We start from the raw sequence: 20,946 nt of genomic DNA, 5'->3' as shown, positions 1-20,946 counted from the left end.
GATCCTGAAACCGTATGCGTACAAGCAGTGGGAGCCTACTTGTTAGGTGACTGCGTACCTTTTGTATAATGGGTCAGCGACTTATATTCAGTGGCGAGCTTAACCGAATAGGGGAGGCGTAGCGAAAGCGAGTCTTAATAGGGCGTTTAGTCGCTGGGTATAGACCCGAAACCGGGCGATCTATCCATGGGCAGGTTGAAGGTTAGGTAACACTGACTGGAGGACCGAACCGACTACCGTTGAAAAGTTAGCGGATGACCTGTGGATCGGAGTGAAAGGCTAATCAAGCTCGGAGATAGCTGGTTCTCCTCGAAAGCTATTTAGGTAGCGCCTCATGTATCACTGTAGGGGGTAGAGCACTGTTTCGGCTAGGGGGTCATCCCGACTTACCAAACCGATGCAAACTCCGAATACCTACAAGTGCCGAGCATGGGAGACACACGGCGGGTGCTAACGTCCGTCGTGAAAAGGGAAACAACCCAGACCGTCAGCTAAGGTCCCAAAGTCATGGTTAAGTGGGAAACGATGTGGGAAGGCTTAGACAGCTAGGAGGTTGGCTTAGAAGCAGCCACCCTTTAAAGAAAGCGTAATAGCTCACTAGTCGAGTCGGCCTGCGCGGAAGATGTAACGGGGCTCAAACCATGCACCGAAGCTACGGGTATCATCTTATGATGATGCGGTAGAGGAGCGTTCTGTAAGCCTGTGAAGGTGAGTTGAGAAGCTTGCTGGAGGTATCAGAAGTGCGAATGCTGACATGAGTAACGACAATGCGAGTGAAAAACTCGCACGCCGAAAGACCAAGGTTTCCTGCGCAACGTTAATCGACGCAGGGTTAGTCGGTCCCTAAGGCGAGGCTGAAAAGCGTAGTCGATGGAAAACAGGTTAATATTCCTGTACTTCCAGTTATTGCGATGGAGGGACGGAGAAGGTTAGGCCAGCCTGGCGTTGGTTGTCCAGGTTTAAGGTGGTAGGCTGAAATCTTAGGCAAATCCGGGATTTCAAGGCCGAGAGCTGATGACGAGTTGCCTCTAGGCGACGAAGTGGTTGATACCATGCTTCCAAGAAAAGCTCCTAAGCTTCAGATAACTGGGAACCGTACCCCAAACCGACACAGGTGGTTAGGTAGAGAATACCAAGGCGCTTGAGAGAACTCGGGTGAAGGAACTAGGCAAAATGGCACCGTAACTTCGGGAGAAGGTGCGCCGGCGAGGGTCAAGGACTTGCTCCGTAAGCCCATGCCGGTCGAAGATACCAGGCCGCTGCGACTGTTTATTAAAAACACAGCACTCTGCAAACACGAAAGTGGACGTATAGGGTGTGACGCCTGCCCGGTGCCGGAAGGTTAATTGATGGGGTTAGCGCAAGCGAAGCTCTTGATCGAAGCCCCGGTAAACGGCGGCCGTAACTATAACGGTCCTAAGGTAGCGAAATTCCTTGTCGGGTAAGTTCCGACCTGCACGAATGGCGTAACGATGGCGGCGCTGTCTCCACCCGAGACTCAGTGAAATTGAAATCGCTGTGAAGATGCAGTGTATCCGCGGCTAGACGGAAAGACCCCGTGAACCTTTACTATAGCTTTGCACTGGACTTTGAATTTGCTTGTGTAGGATAGGTGGGAGGCTTTGAAGTGGGGACGCCAGTTCTCATGGAGCCATCCTTGAAATACCACCCTGGCAACTTTGAGGTTCTAACTCAGGTCCGTTATCCGGATCGAGGACAGTGTATGGTGGGTAGTTTGACTGGGGCGGTCTCCTCCCAAAGAGTAACGGAGGAGTACGAAGGTGCGCTCAGACCGGTCGGAAATCGGTCGTAGAGTATAAAGGCAAAAGCGCGCTTGACTGCGAGACACACACGTCGAGCAGGTACGAAAGTAGGTCTTAGTGATCCGGTGGTTCTGTATGGAAGGGCCATCGCTCAACGGATAAAAGGTACTCCGGGGATAACAGGCTGATACCGCCCAAGAGTTCATATCGACGGCGGTGTTTGGCACCTCGATGTCGGCTCATCACATCCTGGGGCTGAAGCCGGTCCCAAGGGTATGGCTGTTCGCCATTTAAAGTGGTACGCGAGCTGGGTTTAGAACGTCGTGAGACAGTTCGGTCCCTATCTGCCGTGGACGTTTGAGATTTGAGAGGGGCTGCTCCTAGTACGAGAGGACCGGAGTGGACGAACCTCTGGTGTTCCGGTTGTCACGCCAGTGGCATTGCCGGGTAGCTATGTTCGGAAGAGATAACCGCTGAAAGCATCTAAGCGGGAAACTTGCCTCAAGATGAGATCTCACTGGGATCTAGAATCCCCTGAAGGGCCGTCGAAGACTACGACGTTGATAGGTTGGGTGTGTAAGCGCTGTGAGGCGTTGAGCTAACCAATACTAATTGCCCGTGAGGCTTGACCATATAACACCCAAGCAATTTGCTCATGCAGATTGCGGTGGTGAAGATGACACGAACCGAAAGTTCGCACTGTTCACAAAGCATCACAACTATCACATATCCGAATTCGCTGGGCTGTCCATCTGGACATTCTGGCTACAGAATTTCTTGACGACCATAGAGCATTGGAACCACCTGATCCCATCCCGAACTCAGTAGTGAAACGATGCATCGCCGATGGTAGTGTGGGGTCTCCCCATGTGAGAGTAGGTCATCGTCAAGATTCATTTCGCAAAACCCCTATCTGCGTATGCAGGTAGGGGTTTTGTCTTTTCCGCTGGAAAAGTTTTGTCTACATGCGTGCCATGGCCCCAGCGATGCCCCGTGATATGGTTCCGCATCAGAATCCACCGCCTTCCAGGGAATGCTCAATGGCCACTACCAACCTCCACCCCGGCTTCATGATCGTCCACGGCAACCGCCTGGATGACCTGCGCAGCCTGGTGGTGAGCTGGATGCGTCGCTACCCGCTGGCGCCGCTGGAAAATGAGATCGCCCTGGTGCAGAGCAACGGCATCGCCCAATGGCTCAAGCTGGCATTGGCCGAAGACCCGTTGGAAGGTGACCTGGGTGGCTGCGGGATTGCTGCTGCGATCGATGTACAACTGCCGGGCAGCTTCATGTGGCAGCTGTATCGTGGCGTGCTGGGCCGGGAGGAAATCCCCGAGGTATCCCTGCTCGACAAAGCTCCCCTCACCTGGCGCCTGATGCGTCTGCTGCCGGCCTTGATCGAACGCCCGCATTTCGAGCCGCTGCGGCGTTTCCTCACCGACGACAGCGACCTGCGCAAGCGTTACCAGCTCAGTGAGCGCCTGGCAGACCTGTTCGACCAGTATCAGGTCTACCGCGCCGATTGGCTAAAGGACTGGGCCGCTGGCCAGCACTTCCTCAACACCGCTCGTGGCGAGCGCAAACCGCTGCCACCGGGGAACCGCTGGCAGGCCGAACTGTGGCGGGCCTTGCTGGACGACGTCGGTGAGCAGGGCATGGCCCAGAGCCGCGCCGGGGTGCACCAGCGCTTCATCGAACGTATCAACAGCCTGGAGCAGGCGCCTGCAGGGCTGCCATCGCGGGTGATAGTGTTCGGCATTTCCTCGCTGCCAGCCCAGGCCCTGGAAGCACTGGCGGGGCTGGCTCGGTTCAGCCAGGTACTGCTGTGCGTGCATAACCCCTGCCGCCACCACTGGGCCGATATCGTTGCCGACAAGGACCTGCTGCGGCACCAGTACAAACGCCAGCAACGCAAGCAGGGCATGCCGCTGCAGCTGGATGACCAGTCGCTGCACCAGCATGCTCACCCGTTGCTGGCCGCCTGGGGCAAGCAAGGCCGCGACTACATCAACCTGCTCGACAGCTACGACGACCCCGGTAGTTACCAGGGCGTGTTCAGCGATGGCCGTATCGACCTGTTCAGCGACGGTTCGCCCACTACTCTGCTCAACCAGTTGCAGGACGACATCCTCGAACTGCGCCCGCTTGCCGAGACCCGCGAGCTGTGGCCGCCAGTGGATACCAAGCAAGACCGCTCGGTGCGCTTTCACATCGCTCACAGCCCGCAGCGCGAAGTGGAAATCCTCCACGACCAGTTGCTCGCCCGCTTCAGTGCCGACCCCACGCTGCGCCCGCGTGACGTAATCGTCATGCTGCCGGCCATCGACACCTATGCACCGCATATTCGCGCGGTGTTCGGGCAGTTGCAGCGCAACGACCCGCGTTACATCCCGTTCACCCTGACCGACCAGGGCCAGCGCGGCCGCGAGCCTTTGTTGATTGCTCTGGAGCACCTGCTCAAGCTGCCAGACAGCCGCTTCGCGGTCAGCGAAGTGCTAGACCTGCTGGACGTGCCCGCAGTACGCGCTCGTTTCGGCATTCGTGAAAGCGACCTGCCTACGCTGCATCGATGGATCGAGGGCGCGGGCATTCGCTGGGGGCTCAACGCCGAGCAGCGGGCCAGCCTGGGCCTGCCTAGCGGGCTCGAGCAGAACAGCTGGCGGTTCGGCCTGCGGCGAATGTTGCTGGGTTACGCCGTAGGTGTCGGCGAAGCCTGTGATGGCATCGAACCCTATGATGAGATCGGTGGCCTTGATGCGGCACTGATCGGCCCACTGGTCGCGCTGCTCGACGCCCTCGAAGTGGCTTGCCAGGCGTTGTCCGAGCCCGCGACCGTAAGCCAGTGGGGTGAGCGCTTGCATGCCTTGCTGCAGGTATTCTTCCTGGCCGAGGGCGAGCGCGACGAGTTTCTGTTGATGCAGTTGCAGGATCTGCGCGACAGCTGGCTTGAAGTGTGCGAGACCGTCGGCCTGCAAGATCCACTGCCACTGACCGTCGTGCGCGAAGCCTGGCTGTCGGGTCTTGACCAAGGCAAGTTGTCCCAGCGTTTCCTCGCAGGCTCGGTCAACTTCTGCACCCTCATGCCGATGCGCGCCATTCCGTTCCGGGTGGTCTGCCTGTTGGGCATGAACGATGGCGACTACCCCCGTGCCCAACAACCGCTGGATTTCGACCTCATGGCCAGCGATTACCGCCCAGGTGACCGCTCGCGCCGCGAGGATGACCGCTACCTGCTGCTTGAAGCGCTGCTGTCCGCACGTGACCAGTTGTACGTCAGCTGGGTCGGGCGCAGTATCCGCGACAACAGCGAACGCCCGGCGTCGGTATTGATCGGTCAGTTGCGCGATCACATCGCTGCTGGCTGGTACCTCGCGGGTACAGAACAGGGGCAGCCAGTAGAGCAGGGCGAGCAGCTGTTGCATGCCCTGACTCAGGAACACCCGCTGCAGCCGTTCAGCCCTCGGTATTTCCAGAAGGGCAGCCCGCTATTCAGCTTTGCCCACGAATGGCAGGTATTGCACCGGCAAGGCGAGGAGCAGCAGGGCGAACCCGGCCTGCCGCCTTATCACGACGATGAAGCCTTGAGCCTGACCCAGCTGAATGACTTTTTGCGCCACCCGGTGCGGCACTTCTTCAGTCAGCGCCTGAAGGTGTACTTCGAAGCATTGGCGGCACCGACCCCGGACGAAGAACCTTTCGTACTCGACACCCTGCAACGCTACGGCGCCAGCGAAAGCCTGCTGGTGGCAGCCTTGGCCGAGCCTGACCAGGCCGAGCAAGCCCTGCAGGCCCAGGCCAGGCGCCTGCAGGCCTGTGGTTTGCTGCCCCTGGCCGGTTTCGGCGAACTGCTGCAGCGCGAGCTGATCGAACCCTTGCCCGACCTGCTGCAACGTCATCAGCAGCTGCTGCAACGCTGGCCACAGCTGGTGGAGGGCGCATTGCCGGTGCATTTCGAGCACGCTCAGCACCGCCTCGAAGGCTGGCTGGGCCGGGTGTTCCAGGCCGATGACCAGAGCCTGCTCAGCATTACCACAGTACCCAATACCATCAGCGCGGGGCGCAACAACCTCAAGTGGCACCGCCTGATCGCGCCCTGGGTCACGCACCTGGCGGCCTGCGCAGCTGGCTACCGCTACAACAGCGCGCTGGTGGCCAGTGACCTTACCCTGCTGCTTGCGCCGGTGGCGCAAGAGCAGGCGGCGCAACTGCTGGGCGATTTGCTTGTGGCGCGTCAGGCGGCGATGAACGCGCCGTTGCCCGTCGCCGTCAAGACTGCCTTTGCCTGGCTGGCCCAGGACGATGCCGACAAAGCCCTGGCCGCAGCAGCCCGCGCCTACGAGGGGGACGAGCGCACCAGCTTCGGCGAGCGCAGCGAGAGCATCGCCCTGGCGCGCCAATACCCCGACTTCGCTGCGCTCACCGCCGACGAAACCTTCGAAGGCTGGTGTGAAACCCTGTACCGCCCGTTGTTCAACGCCCCCTGGCAGACGCTGGGCAACCCGGAGAAAGGCGCATGACCCAGGACCGTCCCCTGGCACTCAGTTTCCCCCTGCATGGCAGCCAGCTGATCGAGGCCAGCGCAGGCACAGGCAAGACCTTCACCATTTCGGCACTGTACCTGCGTCTGATCCTCGGCCACGGCGGCGAGCAAGGCTTCGAGCGTGAGCTGCTGCCACCGCAGATCCTTGTCGTGACCTTCACCGACGCCGCCACCAAAGAGCTGCGCGAGCGCATTCGTGCCCGCCTGGCCGAGGCCGCGCGCTTCTTCCGGGGCGAGCTGGAAATCGCCGATCCGCTGCTGCACCAGCTGCGTGACGATTATCCGCACGAATCCTGGCCGCGCTGTGCTGGCCGCCTGGAGGTCGCGGTGCAGTGGATGGACGAAGCAGCGGTATCGACCATTCACGGATGGTGCCAGCGCATGCTGCGCGAACACGCCTTCGACAGCGGCAGCCTGTTCACCCAGACCTTGGAGACCGATCACAGCGAGCTGCTGGGCCAGGTCATGCGTGATTACTGGCGGCGCTTCTGCTACGGCATGCAAGGCGATGCACTGGCCTGGGTGCGTGGCCACTGGGGTAGCCCCGATGCCTTGCTGCCGCGGATCCGCCCACTGTTCGGCCGGGTACGCAGTGGGCAGGATGGGCCCGAGCCCGCCGCCCTGATTCAGGCATCGCTGCAGCAGCGTGGTGAGCAGCTGGCCCGGCTGAAGGCGCCCTGGGCGCTGTGGGCAGAAGAGCTGCGGCAGATCTGCCGCGATGCGCTGGCCGCCAAGCAGGTGGATGGCCGCAAGATGCAGGCCCGTTACTTCGAGCCCTGGTTCGATAAACTTTGCGCCTGGGCCGGCGATGAGCAAGTCGCTGAACTCGACCTGGGCACCGGCTTCACCCGCCTGACCCCTGCGGGCATGGCCGAAGCCTGGAAGGGCACGCCACCCGAGCACCCGGCCCTCGACGCCATGCAGACCTTGCAGCAACAATTGCAGGCCCTGGACAGCCCGGATGCCCCCCTGCTGGAGCATGCTGGCAACTGGGTATCGGCACGCTTTGAAGTGGAGAAACGTCGGCGTGCGGAAATGGGTTTCGACGACATGCTCGTGCGCCTGCAGCACGCCCTGGCAAGTGACGCCGGCGAGCGCCTGGCCAGCCTGATTCGCGAACAGTTCCCGGTCGCGCTGATCGACGAATTCCAGGACACCGACCCGGTGCAGTACGGCATTTTCGAACGCATCTATCAGATCAGTGAAAACCGTGCGCAAACCGGCCTGTTCATGATCGGCGACCCCAAGCAGGCGATCTACGCATTCCGCGGTGCCGACATCTACACCTACCTCGCCGCGCGGCGCGCCACCAGCGGCCGTTTGCACAGCCTGGACACCAACTACCGTTCCAGCAAGGCCATGGTCGCGGCAGTCAACCAGGTGTTCCTGCAGGCCGAGGCGCGTGAAGCTGGGCGGGGTGCGTTCCTGTTCCGCGAAACGGATGACAACCCGCTGCCGTTCATCGAGGTGCGCGCCAAAGGCCGTGGCGAGCATCTGCTGATCGACGGTGTGGCCAGTGCAGCGCTGCAATGCTGGCAGCTGGAAAGCGAAGAGCCGGTCTCCAGCACCGTCTACCGACAGAAACTGGCCGCCAGTTGTGCCAGCCATATCGTCGCCCTGCTCAACGGCGGCCAGCAAGGCACTGCAGGCTTCCAGAATGGCGAGGGTGAACTGCGCCCGTGCCTGCCCTCGGACATCGCCATCCTGGTGCGCGATGGCCACGAAGCGCAGATGGTCCGTGCTGAGCTGGCGGCCCGTGACGTGCGCAGTGTGTACCTGTCCGACAAGGACTCGGTGTTCGCCGCCCAGGAAGCTCACGACCTGCTGGCGTGGCTCAAGGCGTGCGCCGAGCCCGACTCGGAGCGCCTGCTCAAGGCCGCCCTGGCCAGCCTTACGCTAGGCTTGTCGCTGGCGGCGCTGGACCGGCTGAACCAGGACGAGCGTGTCTGGGAAGGCTGGGTCATGCGTTTTCGCCACTACCGTGACACCTGGCAGCGCCAAGGTGTGTTGCCGATGCTGCGGCACCTGCTGCATGACTTCGAGCTGCCACGCACACTGATCCGCCGCAGTGATGGCGAGCGGGTGCTGACCAACCTGCTGCACCTGGCCGAGCTGCTGCAACAGGCTGCTGGTGAGCTGGACGGGGAGCAGGCACTCATCCGCCACCTGGCCGAGCACCTGGCCAGTTCCGGACAGGCTGGCGAAGAGCAGATCCTGCGCCTGGAAAGCGACGAGCAGTTGGTGAAGGTGGTCACCATCCACAAATCCAAGGGGCTGGAATACCCCCTGGTCTACCTGCCGTTCATCTGCACCAGTAAACCGGTGGACGGCAGCCGCTTGCCGCTGGCCTGGCACGACAGCGAAGGCAACGCCCACCTGACACTCACCCCGAATCAGCAACAGATCGAGCGCGCGGATGACGAGCGCCTGGCCGAAGACCTGCGGCTTCTTTACGTCGCCCTGACCCGTGCCCAGCATGCCTGCTGGCTGGGCGTTGCCGACCTCAAGCGGGGTAATCAGAAAAGCTCGCAACTGCACCGCTCGGCGTTCGGCTACCTGCTCGGTGGGGGCCTTGCGCTGACCGGCTCGCAACAACTCAAGGAATGGTTGCAAGCATTGGCGGCGTCCTGCCCGTACATCACTTGCCCAGGCCTGCCGCAGGCCGATGAACAGCCGTATCGCATGCCACACGCCGAGCGTGAACTGCTGCCGGCCCGCAAACCGCGTCGCGCCGCAGCCGAGCACTGGTGGATCGCTTCGTACAGTGCCCTGCGCGTCGGCGATCAGGCCCTCGGTGCCGATAGCTCGCAGGCACAGCAGTTGCTAGATGACGAAGTGGTCGATGCCCAGGTGCTGCGCGAGGTCCCCGCCGACAGCGGCGATATCCACCGCTTCCCGCGTGGACCAAACCCCGGCACCTTCCTGCATGGCTTGCTGGAATGGGCCGGCCGCGAAGGGTTCAGCGAGGTCAGCGGCAATGCGCAGTTGATCGAGCGAACCGTTGGCCAGCGCTGCAACCGCCGTGACTGGGCCGGCTGGATTCCCACCTTGACCGAGTGGATGCAACGCTTGCTGGGCGAGGCGCTGCCGTTGCCGGGCGACAACGCGTGCGTAACCCTCGGGCAGTTGCGTCATTACCAGATCGAAATGGAGTTCTGGTTCGCCAGCCACCAGGTCGACGCCGAACAACTCGACCGCCTGGTCGCCCGTCACACTCACCCCGGCCTGGCGCGCCCTGCCGCGCTGCCGACGGTGCTGAACGGCATGTTCAAAGGGTTCATCGACCTGGCGTTCGAGCTGAACGGGCGCTACTACGTGACCGACTACAAGTCCAACTGGCTGGGCCCGGACATCCAGGCCTACGATGCCATGGCCATGGAAAAGGCCATCCTCGAGCATCGTTACGACCTGCAGTATGTGCTCTACCTGCTGGCGCTGCACCGCCAGTTGCGCGCGCGCCTGCCGGATTACGACTACGACCGCGATGTCGGCGGCGCCCTGTTCATCTTCCTGCGCGGTGCCAGCAGCAGTGGTCACGGTGTGTATCACGCCAAGCCACCGCGCGAGCTGATCGAAACCCTTGATGCGCTGTTCCGTGGCGAGCACCCGCCCACGCAGCAGGACCTGTTTGCCGGAGTCGCGCCATGAGCCGTAGCCTTGTCGACCTGTTGCCCACTCCCTTGAGCGCCGAGCACCTGCTTGCGCTTAAACCACAGCATGACAGCGGTGACCTCCTGCAACTGCTCGACCGCTGGGTGGAGCGAGGCTGGCTGCGGGCCCTGGACCGGGCGTTCGTATCCTTCCTGGAAGAGCGGGCCCCCGGCAGTGACCCCTTGCTGCTGCTGGCGGCGGCACTGGCCAGCCACCAACTGGGGCACGGCCATGTCTGCCTGGACCTGCAGCAAACCCTGGCCGAGCCTGACTTCGCCCTGTCATTGCCGCCCGAAGGCGACGCTCTGACCGGGCCTTTGCTGCTGCCATCGCAATTGCTGGCCAATCTGGACCTGAACGCCTGGCGCAAGCGCATCGGCACCAGCCCGCTGGTAGCCACCGGCGACAGCCCTGGCCAGCAGGCCCGGCCCTTGGTGCTTAGCGGCGAGCGCCTGTACCTGCGCCGGTACTGGAGCTACGAGCGGCGCATCGACCATACCCTGCGCCAGCGTCTGACCCAGGCCGAAGCGCCGCTCGCCGACCTGCCGGGCCGCCTGGCACAGTTGTTCGAAGGTGGTGCCCCAGCAGGCCAGGTGGACTGGCAGAAACTCGCCTGTGCGCTCGCCACCCGCGCCGGGTTCAGCATCATCACCGGCGGCCCCGGCACCGGCAAGACCACTACCGTTGTGCGCCTGTTGGCTTTGTTGCAAGCGCCAGCGGTGGAGCAGGGCAGGCCGCTGCGCATTCGTCTGGCGGCGCCGACCGGCAAGGCGGCGGCGCGCCTGACCGAATCCATTGGCCAGCAGGTCGAGCGCCTGCAGGTCAGCAGTGAGGTACGCAGCCACATCCCCACCGAAGTCAGTACCGTGCACCGCCTGCTCGGCAGCCGACCAGGCTCGCGGCATTTCCGCCACCATGCTGGCAACCCGCTGCCGCTGGACGTGCTGGTGGTCGACGAAGCCTCGATGATCGACCTGGAAATGATGGCCAACCTGCTCGATGCCCTGCCGCCCCGGGCGCGCCTGGTGCTGTTGGGCGACAAGGACCAGCTGGCCTCGGTCGAGGCCGGCGCGGTGCTGGGTGACTTGTGCCGGGATGCCGAAGAGGGCTGTTATTCGCCTGCGACCGAAGCGTGGCTGGAGCATATCGGCGGCGAGTCCTTGGCAGGCAGTGGCCTCAAGTCTGGCGATGAACAACGCAACCCGCTGGCACAGCAGGTGGTGATGCTGCGTTTTTCCCGACGTTTCGGCGAAGGCAGCGGCATTGGCCAGCTAGCCCGGCTGGTCAACCGCCAGGACGCCTCCGCGGCGCGCAACCTGCTGGCAATGCCCCCGCCCGACGTGCACAGCGTGGCGCTCAAGCACGAGCAGGATCGCGCCTTCGACCGCCTGCTGCTCGATGGCCTCAATCGGGGTAGCGAAGGCCCGCAGGGTTATAGCAGCTACCTGCGCACCCTGGGGCGCTCTCGGCCGGCACTCGATAGCGCGTTTGACGACCCTGCGTGGGAGCAGTGGGCGGCCAAGGTGCTGCACGGTTTCGAGGATTTTCAGTTGCTGTGCGCGGTGCGTCGGGGGGCCTGGGGTGTCGAAGGCCTCAACGAGCGGGTGGCGCGGGTGCTGCACCAAGCCGGGCTGATCGACAGCCAGCAGCCCTGGTACGAAGGTCGGCCTGTATTGGTAACCCGTAACGACTACGGCCTGGGGCTGATGAACGGCGACATCGGCATCGCCCTGCGCCTGCCGGATGAGCGCGGCGAACCGCTGCTGCGGGTGGCCTTCCCGCGTAACGATGGCAGTGGAGGCGTACGCTTTGTCCTGCCCAGCCGGCTGAACGAAGTGGAAACGGTATTCGCCATGACCGTGCACAAGTCCCAGGGCTCGGAATTCAGCCATACCGCGCTGGTGCTGCCGGATGCACTGAACCCGGTACTGACCAAGGAACTTGTGTACACCGGTATCACCCGCGCCAAGCACTGCTTCAGCCTGATCGAACCACGGCAGGGGATTTTCGAAGAAGCAGTGGCGCGCAAGGTGCGGCGTATATCCGGGTTGATGCTTGAACAGGTCTGATCCTGCAGCTGCGGGCTTGCGTCCATCCCTCCTACAGTGATGCGGCCATGTGCTATCGTTGCGCCGATATCGGAAGGGACATAAGAGATTTCCCACATGAACGTGGCCGGGAGGCGAGTGACAAGCTGTGCGCTTTCGCTATTGCTGGCCGCCCTGTTTCTTATCGCAGGCCTTGCCCAGGCAGAAACAACCACGACCGCCGCCCAGGCGCAGCAACGCGCCAAAGCGGTCACCCAGGTAGTACTGGGCATCTTCAGCTACGCCCGCTGGCCCGTCGACCCCTCACCCTTGCGACTTTGCCTGGTCGGCCCGACCGAATACGCCGATGACCTGATCAAGGGCCATGTGCAGGAGTCGGGCCGCCCGCTGCAGGTGCGGCGCCTGCTGGCAGAAGATACCCAGGTCGCCCAGGCGTGTGACGCCGTCTACATCGGCAAACTCGACCAAGGCCAGCGAGACCGCCTGTTCCAGCGTGTCAGCGGCCACCCGGTATTGAGTATCAGCGAAGCGGGTGACCCGTGCACGGTCGGCAGCCTGTTCTGCCTGCGGGTCAGCGACCAGCAGGTGGCTTTTGAGGTCAACCTCGACTCGGTGGCACGTTCCGGGGTGCGTATTCACCCCAGTGTGCTGCAACTGTCGCGGCGTCGGGCGGTGCAGCCATGAAGCCGACACGCAAGCCAGGCCTGCGGCCAACCTTGCGCTCGGTGCTGGGCCGTGGCCACCTCAGCGTGGCCTTGCTCGCCGTCGGCCTGGCCGGGATTTCCCTGACCCTGCTGGGCGTGCTTGCGCTGCGCGTCTACGCCAACCAGAACCTGCACCTGATCGCCCGTTCGATCACCTACACCGTGGAAGCGGCAGTGGTGTTCGATGACAGCGCGGCTGCCAATGAATCGCTGGCGCTGATCGCCAGCACCGAGGAAGTGGCCGAGGCCAAGGTCTTCAACAACGAGGGGGTGCAGCTGGCGCACTGGCAACGCGGCGATACCGGCATGTTCGCGCAGCTGGAAGTGCAGGTTGCAACCGCCCTGCTGGATGAGCCGGTCAACCTGCCGATCATGCACCAGCAACAGCAGGTCGGGCACATCGAGCTGGTCGGCCAGGGCCGTAGCTTGCTGCTGTTCCTGCTCAGCGGCTTGGCCGGTATCGTGTTTTGCACGGTACTCAGTGCCTTGGCTGCGCAATATTTGTCACGGCGCCTGCTCGGCGATATCGTCCGCCCGTTGCGTGGCCTGGCCAGTGTCGCCCACGCTGCCCGCCGCGAACGCAGCTTCGACCGCCGCGTCCCGGAGGCGCCGATTGCCGAGCTCAACGAGCTGGGCAACGACTTCAATGCCTTGCTGGATGAGCTTGAGGTGTGGCACAGCCACCTGCAGAGCGAAAACCAGACCCTGGCCCACCAGGCCAGCCACGACAGCCTGACCGGCCTGCCCAACCGGGCGTTTTTCGAGGGCCGTCTGACCCGCAGCCTGCGCAATGCGGCGCGTCAGCAGGATCACCTGGCCTTGCTGTTCCTCGACAGCGACCACTTCAAGCAGATCAACGACACCCTCGGCCATGCCGTGGGCGATGAAGTGCTGATCAGCGTAGCCGACCGTATACGTGCCCAGCTGCGCGAGCACGACCTGGTGGCGCGCCTGGGTGGCGACGAGTTCGCAGTGCTGCTGACGCCTTTGCATTCGCGTCCGGACGCCGAGCACATCGCCGAAAAGATCGTGTCCAGCATGAAGCTGCCGGTGCAGCTGGACAGCGGCCGCAGTATCGCCACCTCACTGAGCGTCGGCATCGCCTTCTACCCGGATGACGGCGCTGACCCCGCCAGTCTTCTCAATGCCGCCGATGCGGCGATGTACCAGGCCAAGCGCAAACGCCCTGGCCAATGGCAAGTGGCGCAGACGGAACGGTCCGCCAATGAAATCGACAACAGGAGTTGAACCCGTGATGCAGGCTTTACGATTCTCCTTTTTGGCCATGCTGCTCGCTGTTCTGGCGCTGACCGGCTGCCAGAACACCCCGCCAAAGGGCCTTACCGCCGAACAGATTGCCGTGCTCAAGCGCGAGGGCTTTACCCCGACTGACGAAGGCTGGGCTTACGACCTGTCCGGCAAGGTGCTGTTCGGCAGCGATCTGGACAGCCTCAACGGGCAGAGCCAGGCGATTGTCGAGCGCATCGGCAAGGCGCTGCTCGGCGTTGGTATCCAGGGTGTGCGGGTGGATGGGCATGCCGATGCCTCGGGCAAGGCGGCCTATAACCAGCAGCTGTCTGCGCGCCGCGCGCAGAGCGTGACCAAGGCGCTGGTCGGGGTCGGCATGCAGGCGCAGAACATTCACAGCCGTGGCCTGGGCAGCACACAGCCCGTGGCGGACAACCGCACCAGCGCCGGGCGTACCGAGAACCGGCGAGTGTCCATCGTGGTGGCGTCCTACTGATCATTGACCCACAGGCCTGGCACCGGCTGCGCCGGTGTTCGCGGGTAACCCCGCTCCCACAGGGACTGTGTTGGCTTCGAGATCACACTGTACCTGTGGGAGCCAGCTTGCCGGCGATGGGCTGCGTAGCAGCCCCTTCATTCTTGAGCAAAGCGCATCTCCCGCGTCTCACCCATCAACAACGGCGCATTCGCCTCGGTCACCCCACGGATGTAATCCCACAACAAGGTAATGCGCTTCAACTTGCGCAAATCCTCCCGGCAGTACATCCAGAATTGCCGCGTCACCTCGATCTCCCCAGGCAGCACCGTGACCAGCCGGGGATCCTGCGCCGCCAGAAAGCACGGCAAGATCGCCAGCCCACGGCCCTGCAACGCCGCCGTGTACTGGGCGATCACGCTGGTACTGCGCAAGTGTGCATTGGCGTTGGGGATCAGGTTGGCCAGGTACAGCAGCTCGGAACTGAACGCCAGGTCATCCACATAGCTGATGAACGGATGCCGGGCCAGGTCCGACACCTGGCGGATCGGCGTATGGCTGTTCAGGTAATCCTGGGTCGCATACAGCCGCAAGCGGTAGTCGCACAGCTTGCAGCACACGTAAGGCCCGTGCTCCGGCCGCTCCAGGGCAATGACGATATCCGCCTCGCGCTTGGACAGGCTGATGAAGTGCGGCAGCGGCAGGATATCCACCGAAATAGCCGGGTAGGCATCGACGAAGTGGCTTAGTTGCGGGGTGATGAAGAAGCTGCCGAAGCCTTCGGTGCAGCCCATGCGCACATGCCCCGACAACGCCACGCCCGACCCCGAAACCTGCTCGCACGCCATGTGCAGGGTGCTCTCGATCGACTCGGCATAGCCCAGCAGGCGTTGCCCCTCGGCGGTAAGGACAAAGCCGTTGGTCCGGGATTTTTCGAACAGCAAGGTGCCCAGCGCACCCTCCAGCGAAGTGATGCGCCGCGACACCGTGGTGTAGTCGACGCTCAGGCGTTTGGCGGCACTGCTGGCCTTGCGGGTGCGGGCGACTTCGAGGAAGAACTTCAGGTCGTCCCAGTTGAGCGCGCTCAGGGATGTGAGGTCTTTTTGCATGATGATCCGGTTTTTTTGTGCGTTCTTGTTGGATGTTTGCACATCTATACTCGAAACATGCCTCAGGACGCCACCTCGCGTTTCCCGGCGCTGGCGATCTCGTCCCGACAATAATTCCAAGGAGAACGCAGATGAACGCACCGCAATCCCCTGACCAGACCAAAGTCGAGCAGGTCAAGCTGCTGATCGATGGCCAATGGGTCGAATCCACTACCAGCGAATGGCGCGACATCGTCAACCCGGCCACCCAGGAGGTGCTGGCGCGCGTGCCATTTGCCACCGCCGAGGAAGTCGACGCTGCCGTGGCGGCTGCCCACCGCGCCTTCCAGACCTGGCGCAACACCCCGATCGGCGCACGCATGCGCATCATGCTCAAGCTGCAGGCGCTGATCCGCGAACACACCAAGCGTATTGCCCAGGTGCTCAGTGCCGAGCAGGGCAAGACTCTGGCCGACGCCGAAGGCGATATCTTCCGCGGCCTGGAAGTGGTCGAGCACGCAGCCTCCATCGGCACCCTGCAAATGGGCGAGTTCGCCGAAAACGTTGCCGGCGGTGTCGATACCTATACCCTGCGCCAGCCGATCGGCGTGTGTGCCGGCATCACCCCGTTCAACTTCCCTGCGATGATCCCGCTGTGGATGTTCCCCATGGCTATCGTCTGCGGCAACACCTTCGTGCTCAAACCGTCCGAGCAGGACCCGCTTTCGACCATGCTGCTGGTCGAGCTGGCGCTGGAAGCCGGCGTACCGGCCGGGGTGCTCAACGTTGTGCACGGCGGCAAGCAGGTGGTGGACGCCATTTGCACCCACCAGGACATCAAGGCCATTTCCTTCGTCGGTTCCACCGAAGTGGGCACCCACGTGTATAACCTGGGCAGCCAGCACGGCAAGCGCGTGCAGTCGATGATGGGCGCAAAGAACCACGCCGTGGTGCTGCCTGATGCCAATCGCACGCAAACCGTCAACGCCCTGGTCGGTGCCGCCTTCGGCGCGGCGGGCCAGCGCTGCATGGCCACCTCGGTGGCGGTGCTGGTGGGCAAGGCCCGCGAATGGCTGCCGGATATCAAGGACGCCGCCAGCAAGCTCAAGGTCAATGCCGGCTGCGAGCCGGGCACCGATGTCGGGCCGGTGGTTTCCAGGCGTGCCAAGGAGCGTGTGCTGGGCCTGATCGAAAGCGGCATCCAGGAAGGCGCCAAGCTGGAACTCGACGGCCGTGACGTCAGCGTGCCGGGCTACGAACAAGGCAACTTTGTCGGCCCGACCCTGTTCTCGGGGGTGAAGACCGACATGCAGGTGTACACCCAGGAAATCTTCGGCCCGGTGCTGGTAACCCTCGAGGTCGAAACCCTCGACGAGGCCATCGCCCTGGTCAACGCCAACCCGTTCGGCAACGGCACCGGCCTGTTCACCCAGAGCGGCGCGGCCGCGCGCAAGTTCCAGAGCGAAATCGACATCGGCCAGGTCGGTATCAACATCCCGATCCCGGTGCCGGTACCGTTCTTCAGCTTCACCGGCTCTCGTGGCTCCAAGCTCGGCGACCTGGGCCCGTACGGCAAGCAAGTGGTGCAGTTCTACACTCAGACCAAGACCGTCACCGCTCGCTGGTTCGATGATGACAGCGTCAACGACGGTGTGAACACCACCATCAGCCTGCGCTAAGGAGCACCTCATGCGTATCGCATTCATCGGCCTGGGCAACATGGGCGCGCCCATGGCCCGCAACCTGATCAAGGCCGGGCACCAGCTGAACCTGTTCGACCTGAACAAGGCCGTGTTGGCCGAGCTTGCCGAACTGGGCGGGCAGATCAGCCCATCACCCAAGGACGCGGCGGCCAGCAGCGAGCTGGTGATCACCATGCTGCCGGCTGCGGCCCATGTGCGCAGCGTCTACCTGAACGAAGATGGCGTGCTGGCCGGCATTCGCCCCGGTACGCCAACGCTGGACTGCAGCACCATCGACCCGCAGACCGCGCGTGAGGTGTCCAAGGCAGCAGCGGCCAAGGGCGTGGACATGGGCGATGCGCCGGTGTCCGGTGGCACGGGCGGCGCGGCAGCGGGCACCCTGACCTTCATGGTCGGCGCCAGCGCCGAGCTGTTCGCCACCCTCAAGCCGGTGCTGGAGCAGATGGGCCGCAATATCGTGCACTGCGGTGAGGTCGGCACCGGGCAGATCGCCAAGATCTGCAACAACCTGTTGCTGGGTATTTCGATGATCGGCGTGTCCGAAGCCATGGCCCTGGGCAACGCGCTGGGCATCGACACCAAGGTGCTGGCCGGCATCATCAACAGTTCGACTGGGCGTTGCTGGAGCTCGGACACCTACAACCCATGGCCGGGCATCATCGAAACAGCGCCGGCATCACGTGGTTACACCGGTGGCTTTGGCGCCGAGCTGATGCTCAAGGACCTCGGGCTGGCGACCGAAGCCGCTCGCCAGGCGCACCAGCCGGTGATCCTGGGGGCGCTGGCCCAGCAGCTGTATCAGGCCATGAGCCTGCGCGGCGAAGGCGGCCAGGACTTCTCGGCCATCGTCGAGGGTTATCGCAAGAAGGATTGACGCAAAAGGTGGGCTTCATCGCGGGCCAGGCGGCCTTACCTCTGTAACTGCGCACCAGAGGGCAGGGCGCCTGTTCCGCGATTTTTTTTGCCTGTACCGGCCCTGTCGCCGGTAATGGTCACAAATCAGGCGAAGACGAAATACTTGCGCACGGTCTCGACCACTTCCCAGGTCCCTTTCATCCCCGGTTCGATCACGAACACATCACCCGCCTTCAGGTGCTTCGGCTCTTCGCCTTCCGGGGTGATGATGCAGTAGCCATCGAGGAAGTGGCAGAACTCCCATTTGTCGTAGTTGACCTCGAACTTGCCCGGGGTGCAGATCCAGGTGCCCATGATCTTGCTGCCGTCAGCCGACAGGTAGGCATTGAGGTTGACGGTGTGCGGATCGCCGCCGATGCGTTTCCACTTGGTGGCGTCCACGACCGGCGTCGGGCAGGTTTCGCGCAGGACGGTGATGAAATCGGACATGGCACAACTCCTGGTGACTGGCTGATTGACCCGTCACCATAGGGCTATTGGCGCAGGCGCAGTTGCCTGGGCTCGACGTCCAGCTGTCTGGACGCGCTATGCCAGTCGTTGGCCTCGACGGTGATGTGCGCTTGTGGGTCCTGCACGCTTATCGCGATGGCTCTGGCGGATTTCCTATGTTGCGACAAGTATTTTCCTACTTGGCTATCGGATCTATCTGGTGGAGATAAAAGGGAGTCATCACCAGTTCAGGCACCCCAGCAAGAAGGGGAGAGTTAAAGTTCCTCATCCCAAAATTGACTTGCCCAGAGGCACAGTACACAGCATTTTGAAACAGGCCGGTGTAAACCCGGCTCGTGGCGGTCCCAACCTGGGCGTCAGAGGAGACAACCAATGAAATTTCCGGTCGTATTGCACAAGGATGCCGGTTCGGATTACGGCGTGACCGTTCCCGATGTGCCGGGCTGCTTCTCCGCCGGTGCTACCGTTGCTCAGGCACTGGACAATGTCCATGAGGCGCTGGCGCTTCATTTCGAAGGGTTGGTCGCTGATAGGGAGGCACTTCCGCAGCCTCGGGAAGTTGATGTCCACGTGGCGAACCCCGACTATGAAGGCGGGGTCTGGGCCGTGGTGGATTTTGATGTCACGCCGTACCTGGGCAAGGCGGTTCGCTTCAATGCGACCCTGCCGGAAAACCTGCTGCAGCGGATCGATGAAAAGGTGAAGCGTGATCATCGGTACGCATCGCGCTCCGGCTTTCTTGCTTCTGCTGCACTGCGAGAGCTGGCGCTTACCCACTGATCAATGGTGCTTGCGCTCCGCCTATGCCCACCAGTACCGCACGAAGTGGAAGAACACTGGCGCCGCAAAGCATACCGAGTCCATGCGGTCGAGCATGCCGCCGTGGCCTTCGATCATGTGCCCCCAGTCTTTGACCCCGCGGTCGCGTTTGATCGCCGACATCACCAGCCCGCCGAAGAAGCCCATGGCGTTCACCGCCAGCGCCATCAGCGCGGCCTGCCAGAAGGTGAACGGGGTGATCCAGCACAGCAGGGCGCCGATCAGGGTCGCCAGCGCCACGCCGCCGGCCAGCCCTTCGAGGGTTTTGGAGGGCGACAGGTTGGGCGCCACCTTGCGCTTGCCGAACAGCTTGCCGCACACGTACTGCAGCACGTCGCTGATCTGCACCACCAGAATCAGCCAGGCGATCAGCAGCAGGTTGCGCCCCTCATAGCCCGGGATGTCCAGGGTCATCAGCGCGGGCACCGACGACACGCAGTACACCGCGATCATCAGGCCCCACTGCACTTTCGAGGCACGCTCGAGAAAACGTGTGGTATCGCCGCCAAAACTGGCCAGGATCGGCAGCAGCAGGAACAGGTACACCGGAATGAAAATGCTGAACAGGCCGTACCAGTCCATGGCGATCAGCACGTACTGCACAGGCAGCGCCACATAGAACGCCGCCACCAGCGCCGGGTAGTCGCTGCGCCGGGTTGGGGTAAGGGTCATGAACTCGCGCAGGGCGTAAAACGACACGCCGTAGAACAGCACGATGACGCCGTACTTGCCGAACAGGAAGGCGATGCCGATTACCAGCACCATCACCCACCAGGCGTTGATACGGGCGTTGAGGTTGTCGATCACGGCGTGCGGTGCCGGGCCGGCGCGCCACTTGAGCAGGCGGCCGATCACGCTGGCGAGCAGTAGCAGGGCGCCGATGCCGGCGAACAGGGAAAGGGTGTTATCGTCCATGTCAGGCATCCTTCGGGGCCAGGTTCAGCAGGGCGTGGCTGGCCCGCTCGAGAAAGGCCTGCTTGCTTTCATCAGCTTGCAGGTGCAGCGGTTCGCCAAAGCTCAGGGTGCACAGCAGTGGCAGCGGCAGGGCACGGCCCTTGGGCATCACCCGGTTGAGGTTGGCGATCCACACCGGTACCAGTTCGACCTCAGGGTTGGCAGCCGCCAGGTGGTACAACCCGCTTCTGAATGGCATCAATGCCTCGTCGCCGAGGTTTCGCGTGCCTTCCGGGAAGAAGATCAGCGAGTCGCCCTGGGCCACCGCATCAAGGATCGGCTGCAATGGGCTGCCCTGGCCTTCGCTGCGCTGGCGGTCGATCAGCACGCCATTGAATACCTTGCGGATGAGAAAATCGCGAATGCCGGGTTTGGCCCAATAGTCGGCGCCGGCTACCGGTCGGGTGCGCTTGCGCAGTGGCTGGGGCAGTGAGGCCCACAGCAACACGAAGTCACCGTGGCTGCTGTGGTTGGCGAAGTACAGCCGCTGCACCGGCAGCGGCGTGCAGCCCAGCCACAGGGCCCGGGCGCCGGTGATCAGGCGGGCGGCGGAGGTGATGAGGTAGGCGGTCAGGTTGGCGAGCATGG

Annotated in this window: 14 protein-coding genes and 2 rRNA genes (1 of these 16 only partly in view); 12 read left to right on the top strand and 4 right to left on the bottom strand. The window is 62.8% G+C overall.

Going from position 1 to position 20,946, the window contains the following annotated elements:
• From AC5O5I_RS24250 to yfiB, 8 genes are all read left to right on the top strand, one after another.
• A 23S ribosomal RNA gene (locus AC5O5I_RS24250) occupies positions 1-2,396 on the top strand (it extends 496 nt beyond the left edge of the window).
• Between the two features lie 143 nt (positions 2,397-2,539).
• A 5S ribosomal RNA gene (gene rrf, locus AC5O5I_RS24245) occupies positions 2,540-2,655 on the top strand.
• 148 nt (positions 2,656-2,803) lie between these two features.
• Entirely contained in the window at positions 2,804-6,280 is a 3,477-nt protein-coding gene (gene recC, locus AC5O5I_RS24240; protein WP_494511698.1) for an exodeoxyribonuclease V subunit gamma, read from the top strand.
• Positions 6,277-9,951 (top strand): exodeoxyribonuclease V subunit beta, encoded by a 3,675-nt coding sequence (gene recB / locus AC5O5I_RS24235; RefSeq protein WP_494511697.1) that lies wholly within the window; start codon positions 6,277-6,279, stop codon positions 9,949-9,951. Before recC ends, recB begins: the two co-directional genes overlap by 4 nt.
• Positions 9,948-12,023 (top strand): exodeoxyribonuclease V subunit alpha, encoded by a 2,076-nt coding sequence (gene recD / locus AC5O5I_RS24230; protein ID WP_494511696.1) that lies wholly within the window; start codon positions 9,948-9,950, stop codon positions 12,021-12,023. Before recB ends, recD begins: the two co-directional genes overlap by 4 nt.
• Before the next feature lie 96 nt (positions 12,024-12,119).
• Positions 12,120-12,686 (top strand): regulatory sequestration protein YfiR, encoded by a 567-nt coding sequence (gene yfiR, locus AC5O5I_RS24225; protein WP_172285834.1) that lies wholly within the window; start codon positions 12,120-12,122, stop codon positions 12,684-12,686.
• Entirely contained in the window at positions 12,683-13,954 is a 1,272-nt protein-coding gene (gene dgcN / locus AC5O5I_RS24220) for a diguanylate cyclase DgcN/YfiN (protein ID WP_172225751.1), read from the top strand. Before yfiR ends, dgcN begins: the two co-directional genes overlap by 4 nt.
• Before the next feature lie 4 nt (positions 13,955-13,958).
• A complete protein-coding gene (yfiB, locus tag AC5O5I_RS24215; protein WP_494511695.1) occupies positions 13,959-14,450 on the top strand; it encodes an outer membrane lipoprotein YfiB in 492 nt (163 codons plus the stop codon).
• Positions 14,451-14,587: 137 nt separating this feature from the next.
• Here the strand turns inward: yfiB and AC5O5I_RS24210 are convergent, their stop codons facing one another.
• A complete protein-coding gene (locus AC5O5I_RS24210) occupies positions 14,588-15,538 on the bottom strand; it encodes a LysR family transcriptional regulator (protein ID WP_172225730.1) in 951 nt (316 codons plus the stop codon).
• Positions 15,539-15,669: 131 nt separating this feature from the next.
• Here AC5O5I_RS24210 and AC5O5I_RS24205 point away from each other — a divergent pair, with 131 nt between their 5' ends.
• Together AC5O5I_RS24205 and mmsB are read left to right on the top strand one after the other, a co-directional pair.
• On the top strand, positions 15,670-17,196 hold the full coding sequence (locus AC5O5I_RS24205) for a CoA-acylating methylmalonate-semialdehyde dehydrogenase (RefSeq protein WP_172225727.1): 1,527 nt from the start codon (positions 15,670-15,672) through the stop codon (positions 17,194-17,196).
• A gap of 10 nt (positions 17,197-17,206) precedes the next feature.
• A complete protein-coding gene (gene mmsB, locus AC5O5I_RS24200) occupies positions 17,207-18,094 on the top strand; it encodes a 3-hydroxyisobutyrate dehydrogenase (protein ID WP_494511694.1) in 888 nt (295 codons plus the stop codon).
• Between the two features lie 125 nt (positions 18,095-18,219).
• On the opposite strand, the gene AC5O5I_RS24195 is transcribed toward mmsB, so the two are convergent.
• The gene (locus AC5O5I_RS24195; protein WP_003251579.1) at positions 18,220-18,564 is read right to left on the bottom strand and encodes a cupin domain-containing protein; all 345 of its coding nucleotides are present in this window, start codon (positions 18,562-18,564) and stop codon (positions 18,220-18,222) included.
• A gap of 169 nt (positions 18,565-18,733) precedes the next feature.
• Between AC5O5I_RS24195 and AC5O5I_RS24190 the strand changes: the two genes are divergently transcribed.
• Together AC5O5I_RS24190 and AC5O5I_RS24185 are read left to right on the top strand one after the other, a co-directional pair.
• Positions 18,734-18,961 (top strand): type II toxin-antitoxin system HicA family toxin, encoded by a 228-nt coding sequence (locus tag AC5O5I_RS24190; protein WP_494512787.1) that lies wholly within the window; start codon positions 18,734-18,736, stop codon positions 18,959-18,961.
• Positions 18,958-19,365: a type II toxin-antitoxin system HicB family antitoxin gene (locus AC5O5I_RS24185; RefSeq protein WP_494511693.1), complete on the top strand. Its 408-nt coding sequence runs from the start codon at positions 18,958-18,960 to the stop codon at positions 19,363-19,365. Before AC5O5I_RS24190 ends, AC5O5I_RS24185 begins: the two co-directional genes overlap by 4 nt.
• A 21-nt stretch (positions 19,366-19,386) precedes the next feature.
• On the opposite strand, the gene AC5O5I_RS24180 is transcribed toward AC5O5I_RS24185, so the two are convergent.
• Positions 19,387-20,319 (bottom strand): phosphatidate cytidylyltransferase, encoded by a 933-nt coding sequence (locus AC5O5I_RS24180; protein WP_172232009.1) that lies wholly within the window; start codon positions 20,317-20,319, stop codon positions 19,387-19,389.
• A gap of 1 nt (position 20,320) precedes the next feature.
• Positions 20,321-20,944, bottom strand: a complete 624-nt coding sequence (locus tag AC5O5I_RS24175) for a lysophospholipid acyltransferase family protein (RefSeq protein ID WP_172232006.1) — start codon at positions 20,942-20,944, stop codon at positions 20,321-20,323.
• Between the last annotated feature and the right edge of the window lie 2 nt (positions 20,945-20,946).

It is taken from the genome of Pseudomonas sp. 9_2_1, from assembly GCF_059295275.1.
The sequence above is the reverse complement of the archived record's forward strand: the minus strand, read 5'-3'. Positions and strand labels throughout refer to the sequence as shown.